Raw genomic sequence first — 18,158 nt, 5'->3', positions numbered from 1 at the left:
CGCGGCCCTCGCCGCCCAGCGGCGGCGAGGGCTCCCCGCCCCGGGCACGGTGGCCCCGGACCCGTGACCCCGGTGCCGGCCTGTCGGGCACGCCCCGGGCACGGCAGCCCCGGAGCGGTCCCCAGGGACCACACCGTGCTCCCGGGGTCAGACCCCGGGTGGACGCCGTCGCGGCGTGCCGGGGCGGAGGCTGGTCCGGTGCCGTTCACCCTCGCCCACCCGGCCGCGGTCCTGCCGCTCGCCCGCCGCCCGCTGGTGCCGGCCGCGCTGGTCGCGGGCTCGCTGAGCCCGGACGTCCCCTACTTCGTCCCCCTCCCCCGGTCGGCGGGCACCTGGTACGAGCCGTTCGTCAACGCGACGACCACGCACGCCTGGCCCGGCGCGCTGTCCGTGGCGGTGCCCACCGGGCTGCTGCTGGTCGGCCTGTGGTGGGTCGTGCGCGGGCCTGCTCGGGACCTGCTGGGAGTCCACCGGGACGCCGCGGCCCCGGCCTCCCGGGCACTCCCGACGACGCACGCGCCGCGCGCCCTCGCCCGGACGGTGCTCTCGGTCGCGCTCGGGGTGCTCACGCACGTGGTGTGGGACTCGTTCACCCACGGCGACGGCGTGGTGGTGCAGCACGTCGCCTGGCTGCGCGAACCGCTGGTCGGCAGCGTCACCGCGGGCCGCGTGCTGCAGCACACCAGTACCGCGGTGGGCCTCGGCGCGCTCGCCGTCGTGGCGGTCCGGGCGCTCCGGAGGCACCGGACCCGCCTCGCCGTCGACCGGGGGCGGGTGGCCGTCCTCGTCGGCCTCGCCGTGGCCGCCGCGGTGGGTGCGACGGTCGCCGTCGCCGGGACCGACGCACCCGGCGTCGAGGTCGCGCTCGCCGCCGCGGCGAAGGGTGGGGGCACCGCGCTCGTCACCGCCGTCCTGGTCGCGGCGGGTGCCTACCGGCTCGCCCGGGACGCCCGGCCCCGCACCGCCGGACGCCGGGCGGCGACCGGGCTCTGATCGCGCGTGCCCTCCCTGCGACACGCCCCCGCCGAGGCAGTCCCGGCGCTATCGTGCGGGCGTGCGGCGATCACCGAGGGTTCCCCTCCTCGCTCCCCTGGTCGCCCTCGGCCCGGTCCGCGCCGGAGGCTCCGAGGGCGACGCGGTCCTCCGGGAGCTCGTCACCGCCGTCGCGGCGCGGACCCCGTCCCCCGCCGACGCGCCCGAGAGGTTCGTCCGGTGACCGAGCAGCCCCTCCCGGGCGGCGGCATGGACGGCGCCGTCCGCTCGGGCGACACCGTGCGGCGGCTCCCCGGGGCGTGGACCGCGACGGTCCAGCGGCTGCTCGCGCACCTGCGGGCACAGGGCGTGCCGGGAGTGCCCCGACCGCTCGGGACGGACGCCGCCGGACGCGACGTCACCGAGTACGTCGAGGGCGTGGTGCCCGCGTACCCGCTGCCGGGCTGGGTGTGGGACGACGCCGTGCTGGTGGACGCGGCCCGGCTGCTGCGGCGGGTGCACGACGCCTCGGTGACGTTCGACCGCACCGGTGCGGTGTGGCGCCTACCGGTGCGGGAACCCGCCGAGGTGGTCTGCCACAGCGACGCGGCGCCGTACAACATGGTGTTCCGGGACGGGCGGCTCGTCGCGCTCATCGACTGGGACACCGCCGCTCCCGGCCCGCGCGCGTGGGACCTCGCGTACCTCGCCTACCGGCTGGTGCCCCTCGGCCCGGCGGGCGCCGACTCCGGACCCGTCCCGGACGGCGAGCGGCGGCGGCGCCTCGACCTGCTGTGCCGCACCTACGGCGACGTCGAGCCCGCCGACGTCCTGCCTGTCGTCGTCGAGCGGCTGCGCGCGCTGGCGGCGTTCACCCACGCCCGCGCCGGGGGCGATGCCGAGCTGCTCGGGCACGTCGACCTGTACCTGCGCGACGCGGCCTGGGTGGGAAGCCACGCGGACGCTCTGGCTCCCTGAGAAGGTGGTCGGGCCGCCCGGGGCGACGCCTCGTCGTCACGGCGACCCGCCCTCCTGGTCCAGGTGCGCGGTCAGCGTGTCCATCGTCCGGCCGAACGCGTCGTCCAGGTCGACCCCGTCGGCGTCGGCGACGGTCAGGACCGCCCCCAGGCAGTCCGCGAGCTCGTGCGCCAGCGCCTCGTCCAGGTCGTCCCGGGGTCGCACGCCCGCCTTGCCCTGGACGAGCTTCGCGAGGTCGCCGACGTCCCCGACGAGGCCGAGGACGATCTCCTCGGTGCTCCACGGCCGCCCGTACCGGGCCGTCTCGACCGCCGCGTACCGGGAGCGGACGTCCCGGGCGCGCGCCTGCATCTCCTCGAGCTCCGTCGTCCGGTGGTGCGCCAGCGGGTCGGCCCGCCGTGGCGGTTCCGCGAACCGGTCCGGCAACGGGGACCGAGGACCGCCTGCTCCGATCGGACGACGCCGGGTCGAACCGCCCCCGCGCGGGCCCCGACCGGCGTACGTTCCGGACCGTGGACGACTCCCGCACGACCCTGACGGTGGCCGAGGAGGACCTCGTGCTGCGCCGTCCGGGGCAGGCCGCCCGCGAGCAGGCGCTCGCGCTGCGGCGGGCCGCACCGGTCCGGACGGCCCTGGCCCGGCTGCTGCGCGTGCACACCGACGAGCGGGCCTGGCGGATCGGCGCCGACGGCGAGGTGAAGGTCGCGGCGCGACTCGCCCGCCTGGTGGCGAAGGACCCGCGCTGGCACGTCCTGCACGCCGTCCCGGTCGGGGCGGGCGACTCCGACATCGACCACGTCGTCATCGGCCCGGCGGGCGTGCTCACTCTGAACACCAAGCACCACCCCGGCGGCCGGGTGTGGGTCGCCGGGCGGACGCTGATGGTGAACGGGCAGAAGCGTCCCTACCTGCGCAACAGCGCCCACGAGTCGGCGCGGGCCGCACGTCTGCTCACGACGGTGTGCGGGGAGCCGGTCCCGGTGACGGGCGTCGTCGTCCTCGTGGCGGCGCGCTCGATCACGTTCCGGTCGGGCCCCGAGGACGCGCAGGTCGTCGGGCGGCGCGCCCTGGTGCCGTGGCTGCTTCGGCTGCCCGAGGTGATGGACGAGGCCGCCGTGGCCCGCGTGCTCGCGGCCGCCCGGGTCCCCTCGACCTGGCGCGGCTGAGGACCGGTGCACCCCGCCCTGCTGCGCCGGATCGACCGGGCGAACGCCCGGCACCCGTGGAGCCACAACGACCTCTACGCCCGCTGGGTGCTGCGCGGTCCAGGTCGGGGCGCGCGCCGCGTCCTCGACGTCGGCTGCGGCGCCGGGACCCTCGTCGGCGCGTTCGCCGCGCGCGGGGCGGTCGCCGTCGGTGTCGACGCCGACGAGCGGTCGGTGGCGCTGGCCCGGGCGCGACCGTCGTCCTGGGCGACGCCACCGTCTCCTCGGTCGCCGGTCAGCGGTACGACCTCGTGGTGTCGGTGGCCGTGCTGCACCACCTCGACATGGCGGCGGCGCTCGCGGCGTGGCGGTCGTGGGTGCGGCCACGCGGCCGGCTGGTCGTGGTCGGCTGCTACCGCGAGGTCTCCGCGGCGGACAGGTGGGTGAGCGCCCTCGCCGTCCCGGCGAACCTGCTGCTCGGCGCGCTGCTGCACCGCCGCGCCACGGAGGCACGGCTGGGGGCGACCGCACCGACGGCCGCCCCGGAGGTCACCCTCGCCGACGTGCGCGCGACGGTCCGGGTGCTGCTCCCGGGCGCGCGGGTGCGGCGGCGCCTGTTCTGGCGCTACTCGGTGGTGTGGACGGCGTCGGACACCGTGCGTCGAGTCAGCCGGACCCCCGGCCCGCCCCGGGTCCGTCCGCCGGTACGAGCACGCCGTCGGCCGACAGGTAGCGGTCCCCGGCCCGCGACCGAGCGCGGGCGACCTGCGCCAGCACGTCGAGCGCCGCACGCAGGTGCCCGGGCGAGTTGACGGGACCGGCTGCCGGGCGGCCAGGGCTCTCGGCAGCCGGCGTCGGGGGCCGTCGTCCTCCGCCCCCGCCTCTTCGCGCCGCGTCCCGGGCTCACGGTTGCGCGATGTCGGACCGGTCCCCAGATGTCACGCACGGTCCCCAGGACTCCGCGCACCGGTCCCCAGGCAGTGGGTCGCGGTCCCCAGGGAACCGGTCGCGGTCCCCAGGAAGCAGGGGTGGGATCGGAGGATGTCGGAGGTGCGGGATAGCGTCGTGACATGGCACCTGACCTGCGCGGAGACCCGGGCGGAGACGCACTCCGGCGGTCCACCGGCGTGCCTCCGCGGGCCCGCGCGGGCACCCGCCGTCAGGCCGCTCCCGACACCTCCCGGAGGGGCAGTCTGAGCCCCCTCCGGCGTCCGACCTCCACCCGCCTGGGCCCAGGCGGGCTGCGTCCCGTCCGCCGTATCCGCGCCACCCGGCGCCATGACGGCCCGCAGCTGCTCCTCGCCCACGGGCCCCGCCCCGTGCGCCGCGAGCTCGCGCCCGTCCCGGCACCCGGCACCTCGGATCCCCCCTCCGGACGTGCCGCGGTCTCCGGCGCGGCGCACGACGCTCGCGCCCCTCGGTCGCCCGGCGGGACGACCGTGCCCGGCGGGACCACGCTGCGCGACGGGACCACGCTGCGCGACGGGCTGCGCGCCCCGCGCACCCGAGCCCCCGGTGCGCGGCGCGTCGCAGGCCCGCGCACCTCGCGCGGGATCGGCCGCGCCGACTCGTCGGTCTCCGCCCACGCCGCCTCGCCCAGCAGCAGCCCCCGGATCCGGCGTGCGGCGGGCCCTGCGCACCCGTCCTCGGTGCCGGCCCGGGCCCGGGGCGTCCGTCCCGGCGTCCCCGCGGCATCCGGCGCCGCCCTCGACCTCGCCGCACGGGCGCCCGACCCCGTCCAGCGGTTCCCGTTCCGGCTGACCACCCCGGCACCCCCCGCGTCCGGCGTGGACCTGGACATGAGCGCCTTCGCACCGGGCCCGGAGCTCGCGGCGGTGCTCACGACGGTCGACCCGGCACGGGTCTCCGACTGGTCGCTCGTGGAGATGGTCGACGCGGCGGTGCGCCTCACCTCATGGGCCCAGGCCGTGTCGGCCCACCTCGCGGGACTGCTCGCCGAGCGCGACTCGATGCGGGTCGACGACCTGCGGGTGGTCGGCGGGCCGACGCCCGACCAGGTCGCCGGGACCGAGCTCGCGCTGCGCATGTCGTGGACCCGCTCCGCTGCCACCGCGCTCGCACGGCGTGGGCGCGCCTTCGCCGGTCCGCTCGCGGCGACCGGCGAGGCGCTCGCGCGCGGCCGCATCGACGCCGTCCGCGCGCACGCCGTCGAGCGTCGGCTCGCCGACGTGCCCGTCCCGGTCGCCCTCGACGTCCAGGAGGCCGTGCTCCCCGACGCAGCGGGCCGGACCGCCCGGCAGATCCGGACCGACCTCGAACGCGCCCTGATCGAGGTCGATCCCGAGGAGTCGCGCACCCGGCACGACCGTGCCCGCGCCACGCGGTGCGTCGAACGGCCCGTCGTCCTCCCCGACGGCATGGCGGCCCTGCGTGCCGTCCTCCCGGCCCCGGACGCCGTGCGCGTCCACCAGGTCCTCGACGCCGCCGCCCGGACCGCCCGCGCCGCGGGTGACCCCCGCACCCTCGACCAGCTCCGTGCGGACGGTCTGGTCGACCTCGTCGTCCACGACGCCTGCACGGGCACCGGCACACCCGAGACACCGCCGGACGACACCACCCCGCGCGTCCCTACGTCGGGCCCGGGCGCAGCACGCAGCCCGGCAGCCGGGCCGGGCACCGAGGCCGCACCAGACCACGCGGCGGCACCGGTGCCGCCGATCGGAACGGTGCCGCCGTCCGGCCTCGTGCCCGTCACCGGGCCGGACCCCGAGACCGCAGCGGGGCCGGCCGGGACGTCGGGAGGCTGCCGAGCACGCCGCAGACCCGACACCCTCGTCCAGGTGACCGTCGGCCTGGGCACCCTGCTCGGTGACGACGCGCGCGCCGCCGACCTCGACGGCTACGGACCGGTCCACCCCGACACGGCCCGCGCGCTCGCCGCCGGGGGTGTCCTGCGACGTCTCGTCACCGACCCGGTCTCCGGCGCGCTGCTCGACCTCGGGCGTACCCGCTACCGCCCCACCGCTGCGCTGGACCAGCACGTCCGCGCCCGCGACCGGACCTGCCGCCGGCCTGGTTGCGGCGCCTCTGCCAGCACGTGCGACCTCGATCACACCCGCGACTTCCACCAGCGGCCGGCCGACGGCGGCGACCCCGGGAGCACCAGCCACGACAACCTCGGCGCGCTCTGCCGCCTGGACCACCGACTCAAGTCCGTCGCCGGGTTCCGGCTGCGGCAGCGCTCGCCCGGGCGCTTCGAGTGGGTGACCCCCACCGGTCACACGTACGCCGTCGACCCCGAGGTGCTCGGCCCACCAGATGACCGTCCGCCCCGGTCGGACCCTCCGAACTCGGCACGGCCGCCGACCGCACCCCCGCGCTCCCCGGCCAGGTCCGCACCCGCCCCGACGTCGGGCCCGCACGAGCGCGACGTGGCCGGCCCGGTCGCGCACCCGGGCGGAGCCGTCGCACCGCCACCGGACGCGGTGCGGCGTGCTCTCGGTCTCGGCCCCGGGCGCCGTCCGGACCACCCGGATCCTGGTCGGGACGACGAGACCGACCCGCCGTTCTGACCACGCCCGCGGTCCTCCCGCGAGCCGGCGGCCCAGGCGAGGCGCGCGCGGCCCCCGGGTGATCGCCGGGCTTCCGGAGATCGCCCGGCTTCCGGAGATCGCCCGGCTTCCCCGGGCACGCCGCCGGCGGAACGCACGGCGCTGCCGAGCACGCGTCCGAACCGCGGCCTCGCTGCACCCCGGGCCCGCCCGGGTGACGCCCAGGGGACCGCGCCGCGCCGCCCTGGACGTCGGGACGGCACCTGCGCCCGGGCTGCGGCGACCCGGCGCGGTGCCCGGCACCGGTCGGGGGTGTCGGTGGCGGCCCCTAGGCTCGTGGTGTGACGACCACCGACCCGCAGCTCCTCGCCAGCACCACGACCGACGGCGCCGACGCTGGCGACGTCGAGGCGCCCGCGGAGCCGCGCGTCCCGGGGCTGTCGCCGTCGCGCGCGAACGACTTCCAGCAGTGCCCCCTGCTGTTCCGCCTCCGCGTGGTGGACAAGCGTCCGGAGCCGCCGAGCTCCGCCGCCGCGCGCGGGACGATGGTGCACACGGTCCTGGAGCGCCTGTACGACCTGCCGCTCGGGCAGCGCACCCCGGCGGCCGCGCACGCGCTGGTCCCCGAGGCGTGGGACGCCCTGCTGGAACGGTCGCCCGAGGTCGTGTCGCTGTTCGCCGACGACGCGGAGCGCGAGGCGTGGCTGGGCAGCGCACGGCTGCTGCTCGACACCTACTTCACGCTGGAGGACCCCAACCGGCTGGAGCCCGGCGAGCGCGAGCTCGCGGTCCGGACGCTGCTGGAGGACGGCCCGCAGCTGCGCGGCATCGTGGACCGGCTCGACGTCGCGCCGGACGGCGCGCTGCGCGTGGTCGACTACAAGACCGGCAAGTCGCCGAACCCCGGCTACGAGGGGACCGCGCTGTTCCAGATGCGGTTCTACGCCTACGTCCTGTGGCGCGAGCGCGGGGTGCTGCCGAAGATGCTGCAGCTCGTCTACCTCGGCAACGGCCAGATCCTGCGGCACTCCCCCTCGGAGGCGGAGATGCGGACCCTGGAGCAGAGGCTCCGCGCGCTCTGGGCGCAGATCGAGGAGGCAGCCCGCACCGGCGAGTGGCGTCCCCGGCAGTCCCGGCTCTGCGACTGGTGCGCGCACCGCGACGTCTGCCCCGCGTTCGGCGGGACGCCCCCGGAGATCCCCGAGGGCGCCGTCGAACGGGCCCTCGGGGTGACGCCGCTCGCTCAGGCGTCCTGACGAGCCGGGGCGTCCTGGCGAGCCGGGGCCTCCTGACGGCCGAGGGGCCGGTCGAACCGGGAGGTCCGGTCGGGCCGAGGGATCCGGTCGAACCGAGGGGGGCTCGAGCCAGGGCGCGCGTTCGAGCCGAGGGGCCCGGTCGGAGCCGGGGCGCGCGGTCGAGCCGCCGTGTCCTGACCCGCGCGGAGCCCTTGACGAGCCCGAGCCGCGGCACACAATCAGGTGGCCTCGGCGTCCAGCACGCCCTCCCCTCGGCCGGCGATCACGGTCGGGCGTCCGAGGTGGAGCCCCCGACCGACCGACCGGCCTGCCGCCACCCTGGGGCACGACGTCCGGCCGGCCGGCGGCGGGTCAGCCGAGGCGGTCGAGGACGTCCCCGGCGCCGATGCGGGCGAGGTCGGCGACGCTGATGTCCGCGAGCGAGCGGGTGGTGCTGAGACCGTCGATGTCGGGCAGGGCGCTGAACACCTCGACGGCGAGCACCCGTGCGCCGGAGGCGACGCCGGAGCCGATGCCCGCCGGGGAGTCCTCGACGACGACGCAGTCGGCGATGTCCACGCCGAGGCGCTCGGCAGCCAGCAGGTAGGGCTGCGGGTCGGGCTTGGGACGCTCGACCTCGTCGCCGGAGACGACGGCGGCGAAGACGCCCGCGACCTCCGCGAACGGCTCGGCGAGTACGCGGTAGGACGAGGTGACGAGGGCCTGCGGGACGCCGGCCTCGGCGAGGGCGAGCAGCAGCTCGCGCGCACCGGGCTGCCAGGGGGTCTGCTTCGCGACGCCGGCGGCGCAGCCCTGGTTGAGGTGGTCGACGATCTCGTCCACGGTGAGGCCGACGCCCCGGGACTGCAGGATCGCGGCGGAGACCTTCATCGGGTTGCCGACGAGGGTGAGGCCGTCCTCGTGGGTCCAGGTGCCGCCCCACGACTCGACGAGGGCGGTCTCGGTGGCCATCCAGATGGGCTCGGTGTTGACGAGGGTGCCGTCCATGTCCCAGAGGACGGCGGCGGGCAGCGCGGCGGGCAGCTCAGGGTTCGGGGCGGCAGGGGTGGCGTCGGTCACGGCGTACGGCTCCACGGGTCGTGCGGGAAGGGGTCCGCCGTCGACGCTACCCGGCCGTGGTGAACGTCCGGTGACGGTGCAGGTCGTGACGGGCGCGCGGCCCCGTGGTTACGGGGGTGTTTCCGGGTGGTGCCGGTGCCCGAAACACCCGGCTGCCTACCCTCGTCGCCACGCCGGAACCCCTCGCGGGCCCGGTCGGGACGCGCGACAACCCGGCCGGTCGCGCTTTGGCCCGGCGGCCGATGCCCGGGGTCCCGGGCGGCGGCGAGGCTGTTCCCGGCGCGGCACCGCGCCGCTCCCCGACGGCGCGGACCTCCCCCGGAGCGGTCGTGGCCGGGTCGGGGCCCGCACCCTCACCGACCGTGCAAGGAGCCCCCGTGAAGCGACACCTCCCCCGCCGGCGCCGCACGACGGCCGCCTCCGCCGCCGTGGCCGTGGCCGCGCTGCTCGCCCTGACCGCCTGCGGTGCGGGCGACGACACCGGCAGCGGCTCGACCGGGTCCGCCGACGGCGGTCCGCAGCCCCTGGTGATCAGCCTGGACAGCTCCGTGGACCTGCTGGACGCCCAGGCGTGGCGCACGCCCGCGGCGATGGTCGCGACGGGCTCGCTGGTCGAGCAGCTGATCGAGCAGACGTACGACACCGACGGCCTGGTCCGGACGGGCACGACCGAGTTCGAGGGCGCGCTCGCCGAGTCCTGGGAGGTGTCGGAGGACGGCCTGACGACGACGTTCCACCTGCGCGACGGGCTGGCGTTCGCGGACGGCACCCCGCTGACCGCGCAGGACGTGGTGTGGAGCTACCAGCGCAGCCTCCTGGGCCCGGGCTACGTGAAGGCGCTGCTGCCGTTCGCGGGCGTGCCGGACGAGACGGGCGTGACCGCGCCGGACGACAGCACGGTGGTGGTGACGAGCACGTTCGCGAGCCCGCTGCTCACGAAGATGGAGGCGATGCAGCCGCTCGGCGTGTTCTCGCAGGCCACCGGTGAGGCGAACGCGACGGACGAGGACCCGTGGGCGGGTGCGTGGTTCCGCGAGAACGCGAACTCCTCGGGTCCGTACACGGTGGCCTCGTACGACCCGACGCAGCAGCTGGTGCTGGAGCCGAACGAGCACTACTACGACCAGGACAAGATCGCGAACGCCGGGGTGACGATCCAGTTCGTCTCCGACCCGTCGCAGCGGGCGCTGCTGCTGCGGTCCGGCGAGATCGACCTGGCGCAGGGCATCCCGCTGGACCAGGTGCAGGCGATGGAGGACGAGGACGGCCTGACGGTCGTGTCCGAGGCGTCGAACCGCCTGGAGTACCTGGGCTTCAACACCTCCGAGGCGCCGTTCGACGACCCGCTGGTCCGCCAGGCGGTCGCGAAGGCGGTGCCGTACCAGGACCTGGTGGACCAGGTGCTCTACGGCTACGCGAACCCGGCGACGGGCGTGGTGCCGGCGACGATGGAGACCCACTCCGAGGAGGCGGGGACGTTCGAGGAGGACCTCGACGCCGCGCAGGACCTGCTCGCGGAGGCCGGGCTGCCCGACGGGTTCAGCTCGACGCTCTACTACAAGCAGTCGAACGCGGTCGAGGCCGCGGCGGCGGTGCTGGTGCAGGCGAACCTCAAGGAGATCGGGGTCGACATCGACCTCAAGCCCCTGACGGACGCGGACTTCACGTCGCAGACCAACGCCCGGTCGCTGCCGATGTACCTGAACAACTTCCTCGGCTGGGGCGCCGACCCGTTCTACCAGATGTACTACCTGGCCGGGTCGGCCGCGGGCACGAACTTCACGTCCTACGCGAACCCCGAGCTCGACGCCCTGCTGCAGGAGGGCGCGGCGACCGCCGACGAGGCGACGCGCGAGCAGATCTCGGCGGAGGCCCAGCAGGTCATCTACGACGAGATGCCCTTCATCCCGGTCTACAACCCCAACTGGACGTTCGTCGTCCGGGACGGCGTGTCCGGGCTGACGAAGGACAACACCGAGCAGCTGCGCCTGCAGTACCTCACCCAGGAGTGAGTCGGCGCTGAGCGCCGCGAGCACGGCCCGGGGCCGGGAGAGCCCGTCTGCTCCCCCGGCCCCGGGCGCACGACCCCACGACACCCATCCCCCGCTGACAGGAGCCCGACGTGACCCGGTACGTCCTGCGCCGCCTCGGCATCTCGGCGCTGACGGTCCTCGGGCTGGTCCTGGTCGTCTTCCTCGTCACCCGGATCCTGCCGGGCGACGCGGCGGCGGCCCGGCTCGGCCCCGAGGCGAGCGCCGACGACATCGCGGCGCTCCGCGCGTCGTACGGCCTCGACGACCCGCTGCTGGTCCAGCTGAAGGACTACCTGGTGCGTCTCGCCCAGGGCGACCTCGGCCAGGCCGTGTCCACCGGCCGCGACGTCGGCACCGAGCTGTTCGCCCGGCTGCCCGCGACGATCGAGCTCGCGCTCGCCGCGCTGCTGGTGGCGGTCGTCATCGGCGTCCCGGTCGGGGTGCTCGCCGCGGCGCACCGCGGGCGCACCGCCGACGCCGTCGGCCGCGTGTACGCGGTGCTCGGCTCGTCGATGGCGCCGTTCTGGCTGGGTCTGCTCCTGATCTTCGGGCTGTTCTCGACCGCCCGGCTGCTGCCCGGCCCGATCGGGCGGCTCCCCGTGGGGACGCCCCCGCCCCCGGACGTCACCGGCATGTACGTGCTGGACGCGCTGCTCGCGGGCGACCCCGCCACCGCGGGCCAGGCCGTCCGGTACCTGGTGCTCCCCGCGCTGACCCTCGGCATCGGCGCCTCGGCCGCCGTGGTGAAGATGGTCCGCTCGGCGCTGATCGCCACCGCCGGGACGGGCTACGTCCGCACGGCCCGGGCGTTCGGCGTGGCGCCGCGCACCGTGCTCTGGCGGGACCAGATGCGCAACGCGATGCTGCAGATCCTCACGTCGCTGGGCCTGGTGTTCAGCTTCCTGCTCGGCGGGAACGTCATCGTCGAGCAGCTGTTCTCCTGGCCCGGGATGGGCCGGCTCGCGTACGACGCCGTGCGCGCGAACGACCTCGAGATCCTGCAGGGCTACGCGATCGTCATCGGGATCCTCTACATCGCGCTCAACGTCCTCATCGACCTGGCGTACGGCCTGATCGACCCCCGCATCCGGCTCGGAGGTGCCCGCGCATGACCGCGACCGACACGGCCACGACCACCCCGCCCACGACCACCTCGCCCACCAGCACCGCCGACGCCGCGCGGGCGCGGACCCGGCGACCCCGCCCGTTCCTGTGGGTCGGCCTCGGCATCCTCGGCGTGCTCGTCGTCGTCGGGGTGGTCGGACCGTTCCTGGTGGCCGACCCGCTGGCGGTCGAGCCGTCCGCCGCGCTCCAGGCGCCGTCGGCGGCGCACTGGTTCGGCACCGACTTCTACGGCCGCGACGTGCTCGCCCGCGCGGTGCACGCGATCCGGCTGGACCTGATGCTCGGCGTCAGCGTCGCCCTGCTGGCGATGGTGGTCGGCTCCGCGCTCGGCGTCGTCTCCGGGTACCTCGGTGGCCGGGTGGACGACGTGATCATGCGCTGCGTGGACGTGCTGATGTCCTTCCCCGGCTTCGTGCTGGCGATGATCCTGCTGCTCGCCATCGGCGAGAGCGTCCCGAAGCTCGCGCTGGCCCTCGCGGTCGCGGCGGTGCCGCCGTTCGTGCGGCTGGTCCGCGCGGAGGCGCTGGCGCAGCGCGAGCTCGAGTACGTGGACGGCGCCCGGGTGTCCGGCGCCGGGTGGGCGCGGATCGCGTTCGGCCACATGCTGCCGAACTCGTTGCGCCCTGCGGCGGTGCAGTTCACGCTCGTGTGCGGCTACTCGATCCTCAACGTCGCGGGCCTGGCCTACCTCGGCATCGGCATCCACGCGCCGACCCCGGAGTGGGGCGTCATGGTCGCCGAGGGCGCGCAGAACATGCTGACCGGCCAGTGGTGGACGGCGTTCTTCCCCGGCCTGCTGATCGCGGTGACGGTGATGGGCCTGCACTTCGTCGGCGACGACCTGGGAGGCGACCGATGAGCGGCACCACGACATCCCCCACGACGGGCACGGCCGGCACGACCAGCACCACGACCACCGCGCACCCCGTGCTCGCGCTGGAGGGGCTGTCCGTCGAGGTGTCCCGCACCGGCCAGTCGCTGCTGCGCGACGTCAGCCTCACCGTGGCCCCCGGCGAGATCGTCGGCCTGGTCGGCGAGTCCGGGTCCGGCAAGTCGATGACGTCGCTGGCGGTGATGGGCGTGCTGCCCGACGGCATCGCGGTCACCGGCGGCCGCGTCCTGGTCGACGGGGCGGACGCGACGGGCACGGCCCGCCGGTCGGTCGCGCACCGGTTCGCGATGATCTTCCAGAACCCCAAGGACTCGCTCAACCCGCTGATGCGGGTCGGCGACCAGATCGCCCGGATGGTGCGGCTGCACCAGGCGGACGGCCCCGGCGCGGACCGGAAGGCGGCGCGCGCCGAGGCGGAGCGGCTGCTCGGCCGGGTGCACATCACCGACCCCGCGCGCGTGGCCCGGGCGTACCCGCACCAGCTGTCCGGCGGGATGTGCCAGCGCGTGATGATCGCGATGGCGCTGGCCTGCCGCCCGGCCCTGCTGATCGCCGACGAGCCGACCACCGCGCTGGACGTGACGGTGCAGGCGCAGATCCTCGCCCTGATCGCGGAGCTCGCCGACGAGACGGGTTGCGGCGTCCTGCTGATCACGCACGACCTGGGGGTGGTCGCGGAGCTCTGCGACCGCGTCGCGGTGCTGTACCGCGGCGACCTGGTCGAGACCACCGGGGTCGTGGAGCTGTTCGAGTCCCCCCAGCACGAGTACACGCGGTACCTGGTGACCGCGGGCGAGGAGGCCGGCCATGGCGCTGCTTGAGCTCCGGGACGTCACCAAGACGTTCTCGGTCCGCGGGCGAACCGTGCACGCCCTGCGCGGCGTCGACCTGGACCTCGACACCGCCCGGACCCTCGCGCTGGTCGGCGAGTCCGGGTCGGGCAAGTCGACGCTCGGCCGGGTCGTCGCCGGACTGCACGGCGCGACGTCGGGCACGGCGACGTTCGGCGGGTTCGACCTGCTGGGCTCGTGGGACCGCGAGCGGCGCCGGTCGGTGCAGATGGTGTTCCAGCACCCGTACCAGTCGCTCGACCCCCGGTGGACCGTGGACCGGATCCTGCGCGAGCCGCTGGCCCGGCTGTCCGGGACGCGCGGCGCCGCCGCGGGGACCCGGGTGGCCGAGCTGCTGGACCTGGTCGGCCTGCCGGCGACGATGCGCACCCGGCTGCCCGGCGAGCTGTCGGGCGGGCAGCAGCAGCGCGTCGCCATCGCCCGGGCCCTCGCGCCCGCGCCGGACCTGGTGGTGCTGGACGAGCCGACCTCCGGGCTGGACCAGTCGGTGCGGGGCCGAGTCGTCGCCCTGCTGCGCGACCTGCAGCAGAGCACCCAGGCCGCCTACCTGTTCATCACGCACGACATCTCGGTGGTCCGGCAGATCGCCGACGAGGTGGTCGTCATGCACCAGGGGCTCGTGGTCGAGCGCGGCGGGACCGCCGCCGTGCTGGACACGCCCCGCGAGGACTACACCCGGGCGCTGCTCGCGGCCGTGCCGGTCGCCGACCCGCGCCGCCGGGCACGCCGCCTGCCCGGCAGCACGTCCGGGCCCGGCACGACCCCGGCACCCGCCACCCCCCACGACGAGGAGATCGCCCGATGAAGTTCGGACTGGGAGTCCCCACCGGCACCGAGGGCCTGATGTACCCGGTGCCCTACGCCGACCCCGAGCAGGCCGTGCGGCTCGCGGTCGAGGCCGAGCGCCTCGGCTTCGACTCGGTCTGGGGCAACGACCACGTGACCACGCAGCAGTACGTCCGGGCCGAGTTCGACGCGCCGCCGCGGTTCTACGACCCGTACCTCTACCTGTCTTATGTCGCGGCGTGCACGTCCCGGCTGCGGCTGGCCACGGCGATCACCGTGATGGCGTTCCGGCACCCCGTCGTGGCGGCGAAGCAGGCCGCGACGCTCGACCAGCTGTCGGGCGGGCGGTTCATCCTGGGCGTCGGCATCGGCGCGTACCGCGAGGAGACCGACGCCATGTGGCCGGGCAACACGCTGCACCGCGGGCGGCAGGCCGAGGAGTTCCTCGCCTCGCTGGAGACCCTGCTGCGCGACCGCCGGTCGTCGTTCCACGGCGAGTTCCTCCAGTTCGAGGACGTCGAGTCGTTCCCGAAGCCCGCGCAGGCGACCCTGCCGATCCTGTCCGGCGGCAACGCCGTGGGGTCGAAGCAGCGCGCCGCCCGGTACGGCACGGGCTGGCTGCCCGCCGTGCTCAGCCCGGCCGAGGTCGCCGCGGGGCTCGCGGACATCCGGCGCGAGGCCGAGGCGATCGGCCGCGTGCTGCCCGCGGACTTCGACGTCGCCCCGCAGCTGTCGGTCGCCATGGGCACGTCCGAGGCGGACGCCATGGCCCGCTTCGAGCGCACCCAGCTGCACCAGCACATGCGGTCGCTGTCGAAGTCCACGCTCAAGGGCCAGCAGGACGGGTTCGCCGCCCGCAACCTCGTCGGCTCGACCGCGCAGATCCAGGACCAGGTGCATGCCTACGCCGAGGCCGGGGTCACCACGCTGTCCGCGCTGCTGTTCGCGTGCACCACCGTGGACGAGACGCTGGACCAGATGGCCCGGTTCGCCGAGGAGGTCATCGCGCCCGTGAACGCGGGCACCACCAGCACCACCAGCACCACGACGGCAGGAGACGCCCTGTGAGCACCACCCCCCGCCCCGCGCTCGTGGCCGCGCGGACCGCGCGCCTGCTCGCGCACCTCGCCGACGCCCCGTTCGACGCGGTGGTCGCGATGTCCGCCGCGAACGTCGACTACGCGACCGGGTACCGGTCGATGTCCGGGGCCGTGCACGGGACGTCGTCGGTCGCCGCCGTCGTCACCGGGTCGCGCACCGTGCTCGCCGGGCCCGTCGCCGACAGCGCCCCCGCGTTCGACGCGGGGATCGGCGAGGACGACTTCGTCGCGTTCGGCCGGTTCTACTTCGAGTCCGCCGGGTCGGCGGCTACGGCTACCCGGCTGGTGGACGAGCACCCCGGCGCGGTCGAGGCGATCACCGCCGCCGTGCACCGCGCGGGCGTCGGGACCGGCACGCTCGGGCTGGACGAGGCCGCGTGCCCCGCCCCGCTGCGCGCGGCCCTCGCCGCCGCCCTGCCCGACGTGGCCTGGGTGGACGCCACCGCGTGGCTCGCGGGCGTCCGCGCGGTCAAGCTGCCCGGGGAGGTCGCGCTGCTCGCCCGGGCCGCCCGGCTCGCCGAGGCCGGGATCGTCGCGGCCTCCGCCGTCGCCGCACCGGGCGTCACGGAGGCCGAGCTCGCCCGGGTCGTCGCCCGCACGATGGTCGACGGCGGCGGGCTGCCGAAGTTCACCGTCGTCACCTCCGGCCCGCGCTCGGCGCTCGCCGACGCCGTGAGCACCGACCGGCCGCTCGCCGCGGGCGACCTGCTGCGGTTCGACGTCGGCTGCCTCGTGGACGGCTACTGGTCCGACATCGGCCGCACCGCGGTGCTCGGCGCCCCCACCGATCTGCAGGCGCAGCGGTACGACGCGATCCTCGCCGGGCTCGACGCCCAGCTCGCCGCCGCCCGGCCCGGCGTCTCGGCGGCGTCGCTGTTCGACCTCGCGGTGGAGGTCACGCAGCGCGGCGGTCTCGCGCCGTACCGGCGGCAGCACTGCGGGCACGGCATCGGCCTGGAGGTCTACGAGGCGCCGATCGTCCGGCCCGGCGAGGACGTGCCGCTCGTCGAGGGCATGACGTTCTGCTTCGAGACGCCCTACTACGAGCTCGGCTGGGGCGGGATGATGGTGGAGGACGCGCTGGTGGTCACCGCCGACGGCGTCACGCCCCTCACCACGCTCGCCCGCGGCCTGGTGGAGGTCCCCGCATGAGCACGAGCACCAGCACCGCGAGCACCAGCACGAGCGCCTACACCGGCGTGCTGCGCGACGGCGTCACCGGGGCGACCGTCACCGAGGCCGAGGCGTACCGCCCGTCCGCGACGGCCCTCGCGCAGGACGTGCACGCGTATGCCTCGCCCGTCTACGACCTCGCCGGCACCACCGCGCTGCCCGCGCCGGGCACGGGGCCGGGGGTCTTCCGGTTCGCGTCGCTGCTGCCCGTCGACCCCGCCGGGCCGCTGGTCTCGCTCGGTGAGGGCGGCACCCCGCTGGTGCCGGTCCCCCGGGCCGGTGCGGCCGTCGGTCTGCCCGCCCTGCTGGTCAAGGACGAGTCCCGCAACCCGACCTGGTCGTACAAGGACCGGCTCGCGGCCGTCGCCGTGACCAAGGCCGTGCAGCAGGGGCACGACACCGTCGTGGTCGCGTCGACCGGCAACCACGGAGCCGCCACGGCCGCGTACGCCGCGCGCGCCGGGCTGCGCTGCGTCGTGCTCACCATCGCGTCCGTGCCCGAGACGATGAAGACGCTCATGCAGTCGTACGGCGCGGACGTCGTCGCGTTCGACGACCCCCGGGACCGCTGGGTCGTCATGCGCGCGGGCGTGGAGGATCGGGGCTGGGTGCCCGTCTCCGGGTACCTCAGCCCGCCGTCGGGCTCCAACCCGTTCGGCGTCGACGGCTACAAGACGATCGCCTACGAGCTCTGGGAGCAGCTCGGCGGGCGCGTGCCGGACGTCGTCGTCGCGCCCGTGGCCTACGGCGACGGCACCGCGGGGATGGTGCGCGGGTTCCGCGACCTGGTCGACCTGGGCCTCGCCGACCGAGTGCCGCGGATGGTCGCCGCCGAGCCGTTCGGCCCGCACGAGGTCGCGCTGCGCGACGGGTTCGTCCCGGGCGCCGCCGTGCCGACCGCACCGACCGTCGCGTTCTCCATCGGCTCCGCCATGGCGACCTGGCAGGCGTGGGACGCCCTGCGTGCCACGGACGGCGCCGCCGCGACCGCCGACGACGAGCAGGTGATGCGCGCGCAGGCGACGCTGGCCGCTTCCGAGGGGCTGTACCTGGAGGCGTCGTCGATCATCACGTACGCGGTGCTGCCGACCCTGGTGGAGCGCGGCGTCGTCGCGGCCTCGGACACGGTCGTGCTGCTCGGCACGTCCACCGGCCTGAAGGACGTCGGCGCCACCGCCGCGCGCCTCGCCCCGGTGCCCGTCATCGCGCCGACGCTCGCGGCGTTCGACGCGGTCACGAGTGCCACGAGCACGGCGACGAGCGGGGAGGGCTGAGG

Annotated in this window: 15 protein-coding genes and 1 pseudogene; 14 read left to right on the top strand and 2 right to left on the bottom strand. The window is 76.0% G+C overall.

The window, feature by feature from the left end:
- Window positions 1-198: 198 nt before the first annotated feature.
- A complete protein-coding gene (locus EBM89_RS10370) occupies window positions 199-993 on the top strand; it encodes a DUF4184 family protein (protein WP_158609633.1) in 795 nt (264 codons plus the stop codon).
- Window positions 994-1,212: 219 nt separating this feature from the next.
- Window positions 1,213-1,950 (top strand): phosphotransferase, encoded by a 738-nt coding sequence (locus EBM89_RS10365; RefSeq protein WP_233571665.1) that lies wholly within the window; start codon window positions 1,213-1,215, stop codon window positions 1,948-1,950.
- Between the two features lie 36 nt (window positions 1,951-1,986).
- On the opposite strand, the gene EBM89_RS10360 is transcribed toward EBM89_RS10365, so the two are convergent.
- Window positions 1,987-2,301 (bottom strand): nucleoside triphosphate pyrophosphohydrolase family protein, encoded by a 315-nt coding sequence (locus EBM89_RS10360; RefSeq protein WP_122149359.1) that lies wholly within the window; start codon window positions 2,299-2,301, stop codon window positions 1,987-1,989.
- A 161-nt stretch (window positions 2,302-2,462) separates the two neighbouring features.
- On the opposite strand from EBM89_RS10360, the gene EBM89_RS10355 reads away from it, so the two are divergent.
- The 4 genes and pseudogenes from EBM89_RS10355 to EBM89_RS10340 all read left to right on the top strand — a co-directional run bounded on the left by EBM89_RS10355 (window position 2,463) and on the right by EBM89_RS10340 (window position 7,863).
- Complete coding sequence (locus EBM89_RS10355) at window positions 2,463-3,116, top strand: nuclease-related domain-containing protein (RefSeq protein WP_158609632.1); 654 nt, start codon at window positions 2,463-2,465, stop codon at window positions 3,114-3,116.
- A gap of 6 nt (window positions 3,117-3,122) precedes the next feature.
- Window positions 3,123-3,907 (top strand): annotated as a pseudogene (locus tag EBM89_RS22540) (class I SAM-dependent methyltransferase).
- A 627-nt stretch (window positions 3,908-4,534) separates the two neighbouring features.
- Window positions 4,535-6,628: an HNH endonuclease signature motif containing protein gene (locus tag EBM89_RS10345; protein WP_158609631.1), complete on the top strand. Its 2,094-nt coding sequence runs from the start codon at window positions 4,535-4,537 to the stop codon at window positions 6,626-6,628.
- A 320-nt stretch (window positions 6,629-6,948) separates the two neighbouring features.
- Window positions 6,949-7,863, top strand: a complete 915-nt coding sequence (locus EBM89_RS10340; protein ID WP_122149356.1) for a RecB family exonuclease — start codon at window positions 6,949-6,951, stop codon at window positions 7,861-7,863.
- A 351-nt stretch (window positions 7,864-8,214) separates the two neighbouring features.
- Here EBM89_RS10340 and EBM89_RS10335 read toward each other — a convergent pair whose 3' ends face one another.
- Entirely contained in the window at window positions 8,215-8,922 is a 708-nt protein-coding gene (locus tag EBM89_RS10335; RefSeq protein WP_233571663.1) for an HAD family hydrolase, read from the bottom strand.
- 377 nt (window positions 8,923-9,299) lie between these two features.
- Here EBM89_RS10335 and EBM89_RS10330 point away from each other — a divergent pair, with 377 nt between their 5' ends.
- The 8 genes from EBM89_RS10330 to EBM89_RS10300 all read left to right on the top strand — a co-directional run bounded on the left by EBM89_RS10330 (window position 9,300) and on the right by EBM89_RS10300 (window position 18,156).
- The gene (locus EBM89_RS10330; protein ID WP_158609630.1) at window positions 9,300-10,934 is read left to right on the top strand and encodes an ABC transporter substrate-binding protein; all 1,635 of its coding nucleotides are present in this window, start codon (window positions 9,300-9,302) and stop codon (window positions 10,932-10,934) included.
- Window positions 10,935-11,044: 110 nt separating this feature from the next.
- A complete protein-coding gene (locus EBM89_RS10325; RefSeq protein ID WP_122149354.1) occupies window positions 11,045-12,067 on the top strand; it encodes an ABC transporter permease in 1,023 nt (340 codons plus the stop codon).
- On the top strand, window positions 12,064-12,939 hold the full coding sequence (locus EBM89_RS10320; protein WP_122149353.1) for an ABC transporter permease: 876 nt from the start codon (window positions 12,064-12,066) through the stop codon (window positions 12,937-12,939). The genes EBM89_RS10325 and EBM89_RS10320 overlap by 4 nt, the downstream gene beginning before the upstream one ends.
- A complete protein-coding gene (locus EBM89_RS22095) occupies window positions 12,936-13,793 on the top strand; it encodes an ABC transporter ATP-binding protein (protein ID WP_233571662.1) in 858 nt (285 codons plus the stop codon). Before EBM89_RS10320 ends, EBM89_RS22095 begins: the two co-directional genes overlap by 4 nt.
- Entirely contained in the window at window positions 13,780-14,628 is an 849-nt protein-coding gene (locus tag EBM89_RS22090; protein ID WP_233571661.1) for an ABC transporter ATP-binding protein, read from the top strand. The genes EBM89_RS22095 and EBM89_RS22090 overlap by 14 nt, the downstream gene beginning before the upstream one ends.
- Window positions 14,625-15,677, top strand: coding sequence for an LLM class flavin-dependent oxidoreductase (locus EBM89_RS10310; RefSeq protein WP_122149352.1), 1,053 nt, complete (start codon window positions 14,625-14,627; stop codon window positions 15,675-15,677). Before EBM89_RS22090 ends, EBM89_RS10310 begins: the two co-directional genes overlap by 4 nt.
- Window positions 15,674-16,861 carry a M24 family metallopeptidase gene (locus tag EBM89_RS10305; protein ID WP_158609628.1) on the top strand — a complete coding sequence of 396 codons (1,188 nt, stop codon included), beginning with the start codon at window positions 15,674-15,676 and terminating at the stop codon, window positions 16,859-16,861. Before EBM89_RS10310 ends, EBM89_RS10305 begins: the two co-directional genes overlap by 4 nt.
- Window positions 16,858-18,156 carry a pyridoxal-phosphate dependent enzyme gene (locus tag EBM89_RS10300; RefSeq protein WP_122149350.1) on the top strand — a complete coding sequence of 433 codons (1,299 nt, stop codon included), beginning with the start codon at window positions 16,858-16,860 and terminating at the stop codon, window positions 18,154-18,156. The genes EBM89_RS10305 and EBM89_RS10300 overlap by 4 nt, the downstream gene beginning before the upstream one ends.
- The last annotated feature ends 2 nt before the right edge of the window (window positions 18,157-18,158 follow it).

It is taken from the genome of Cellulomonas triticagri (genome assembly GCF_003696205.1).
Classification (GTDB): domain Bacteria; phylum Actinomycetota; class Actinomycetes; order Actinomycetales; family Cellulomonadaceae; genus Cellulomonas; species Cellulomonas triticagri.
This window is presented reverse-complemented; position numbering and strand designations above follow the sequence as displayed.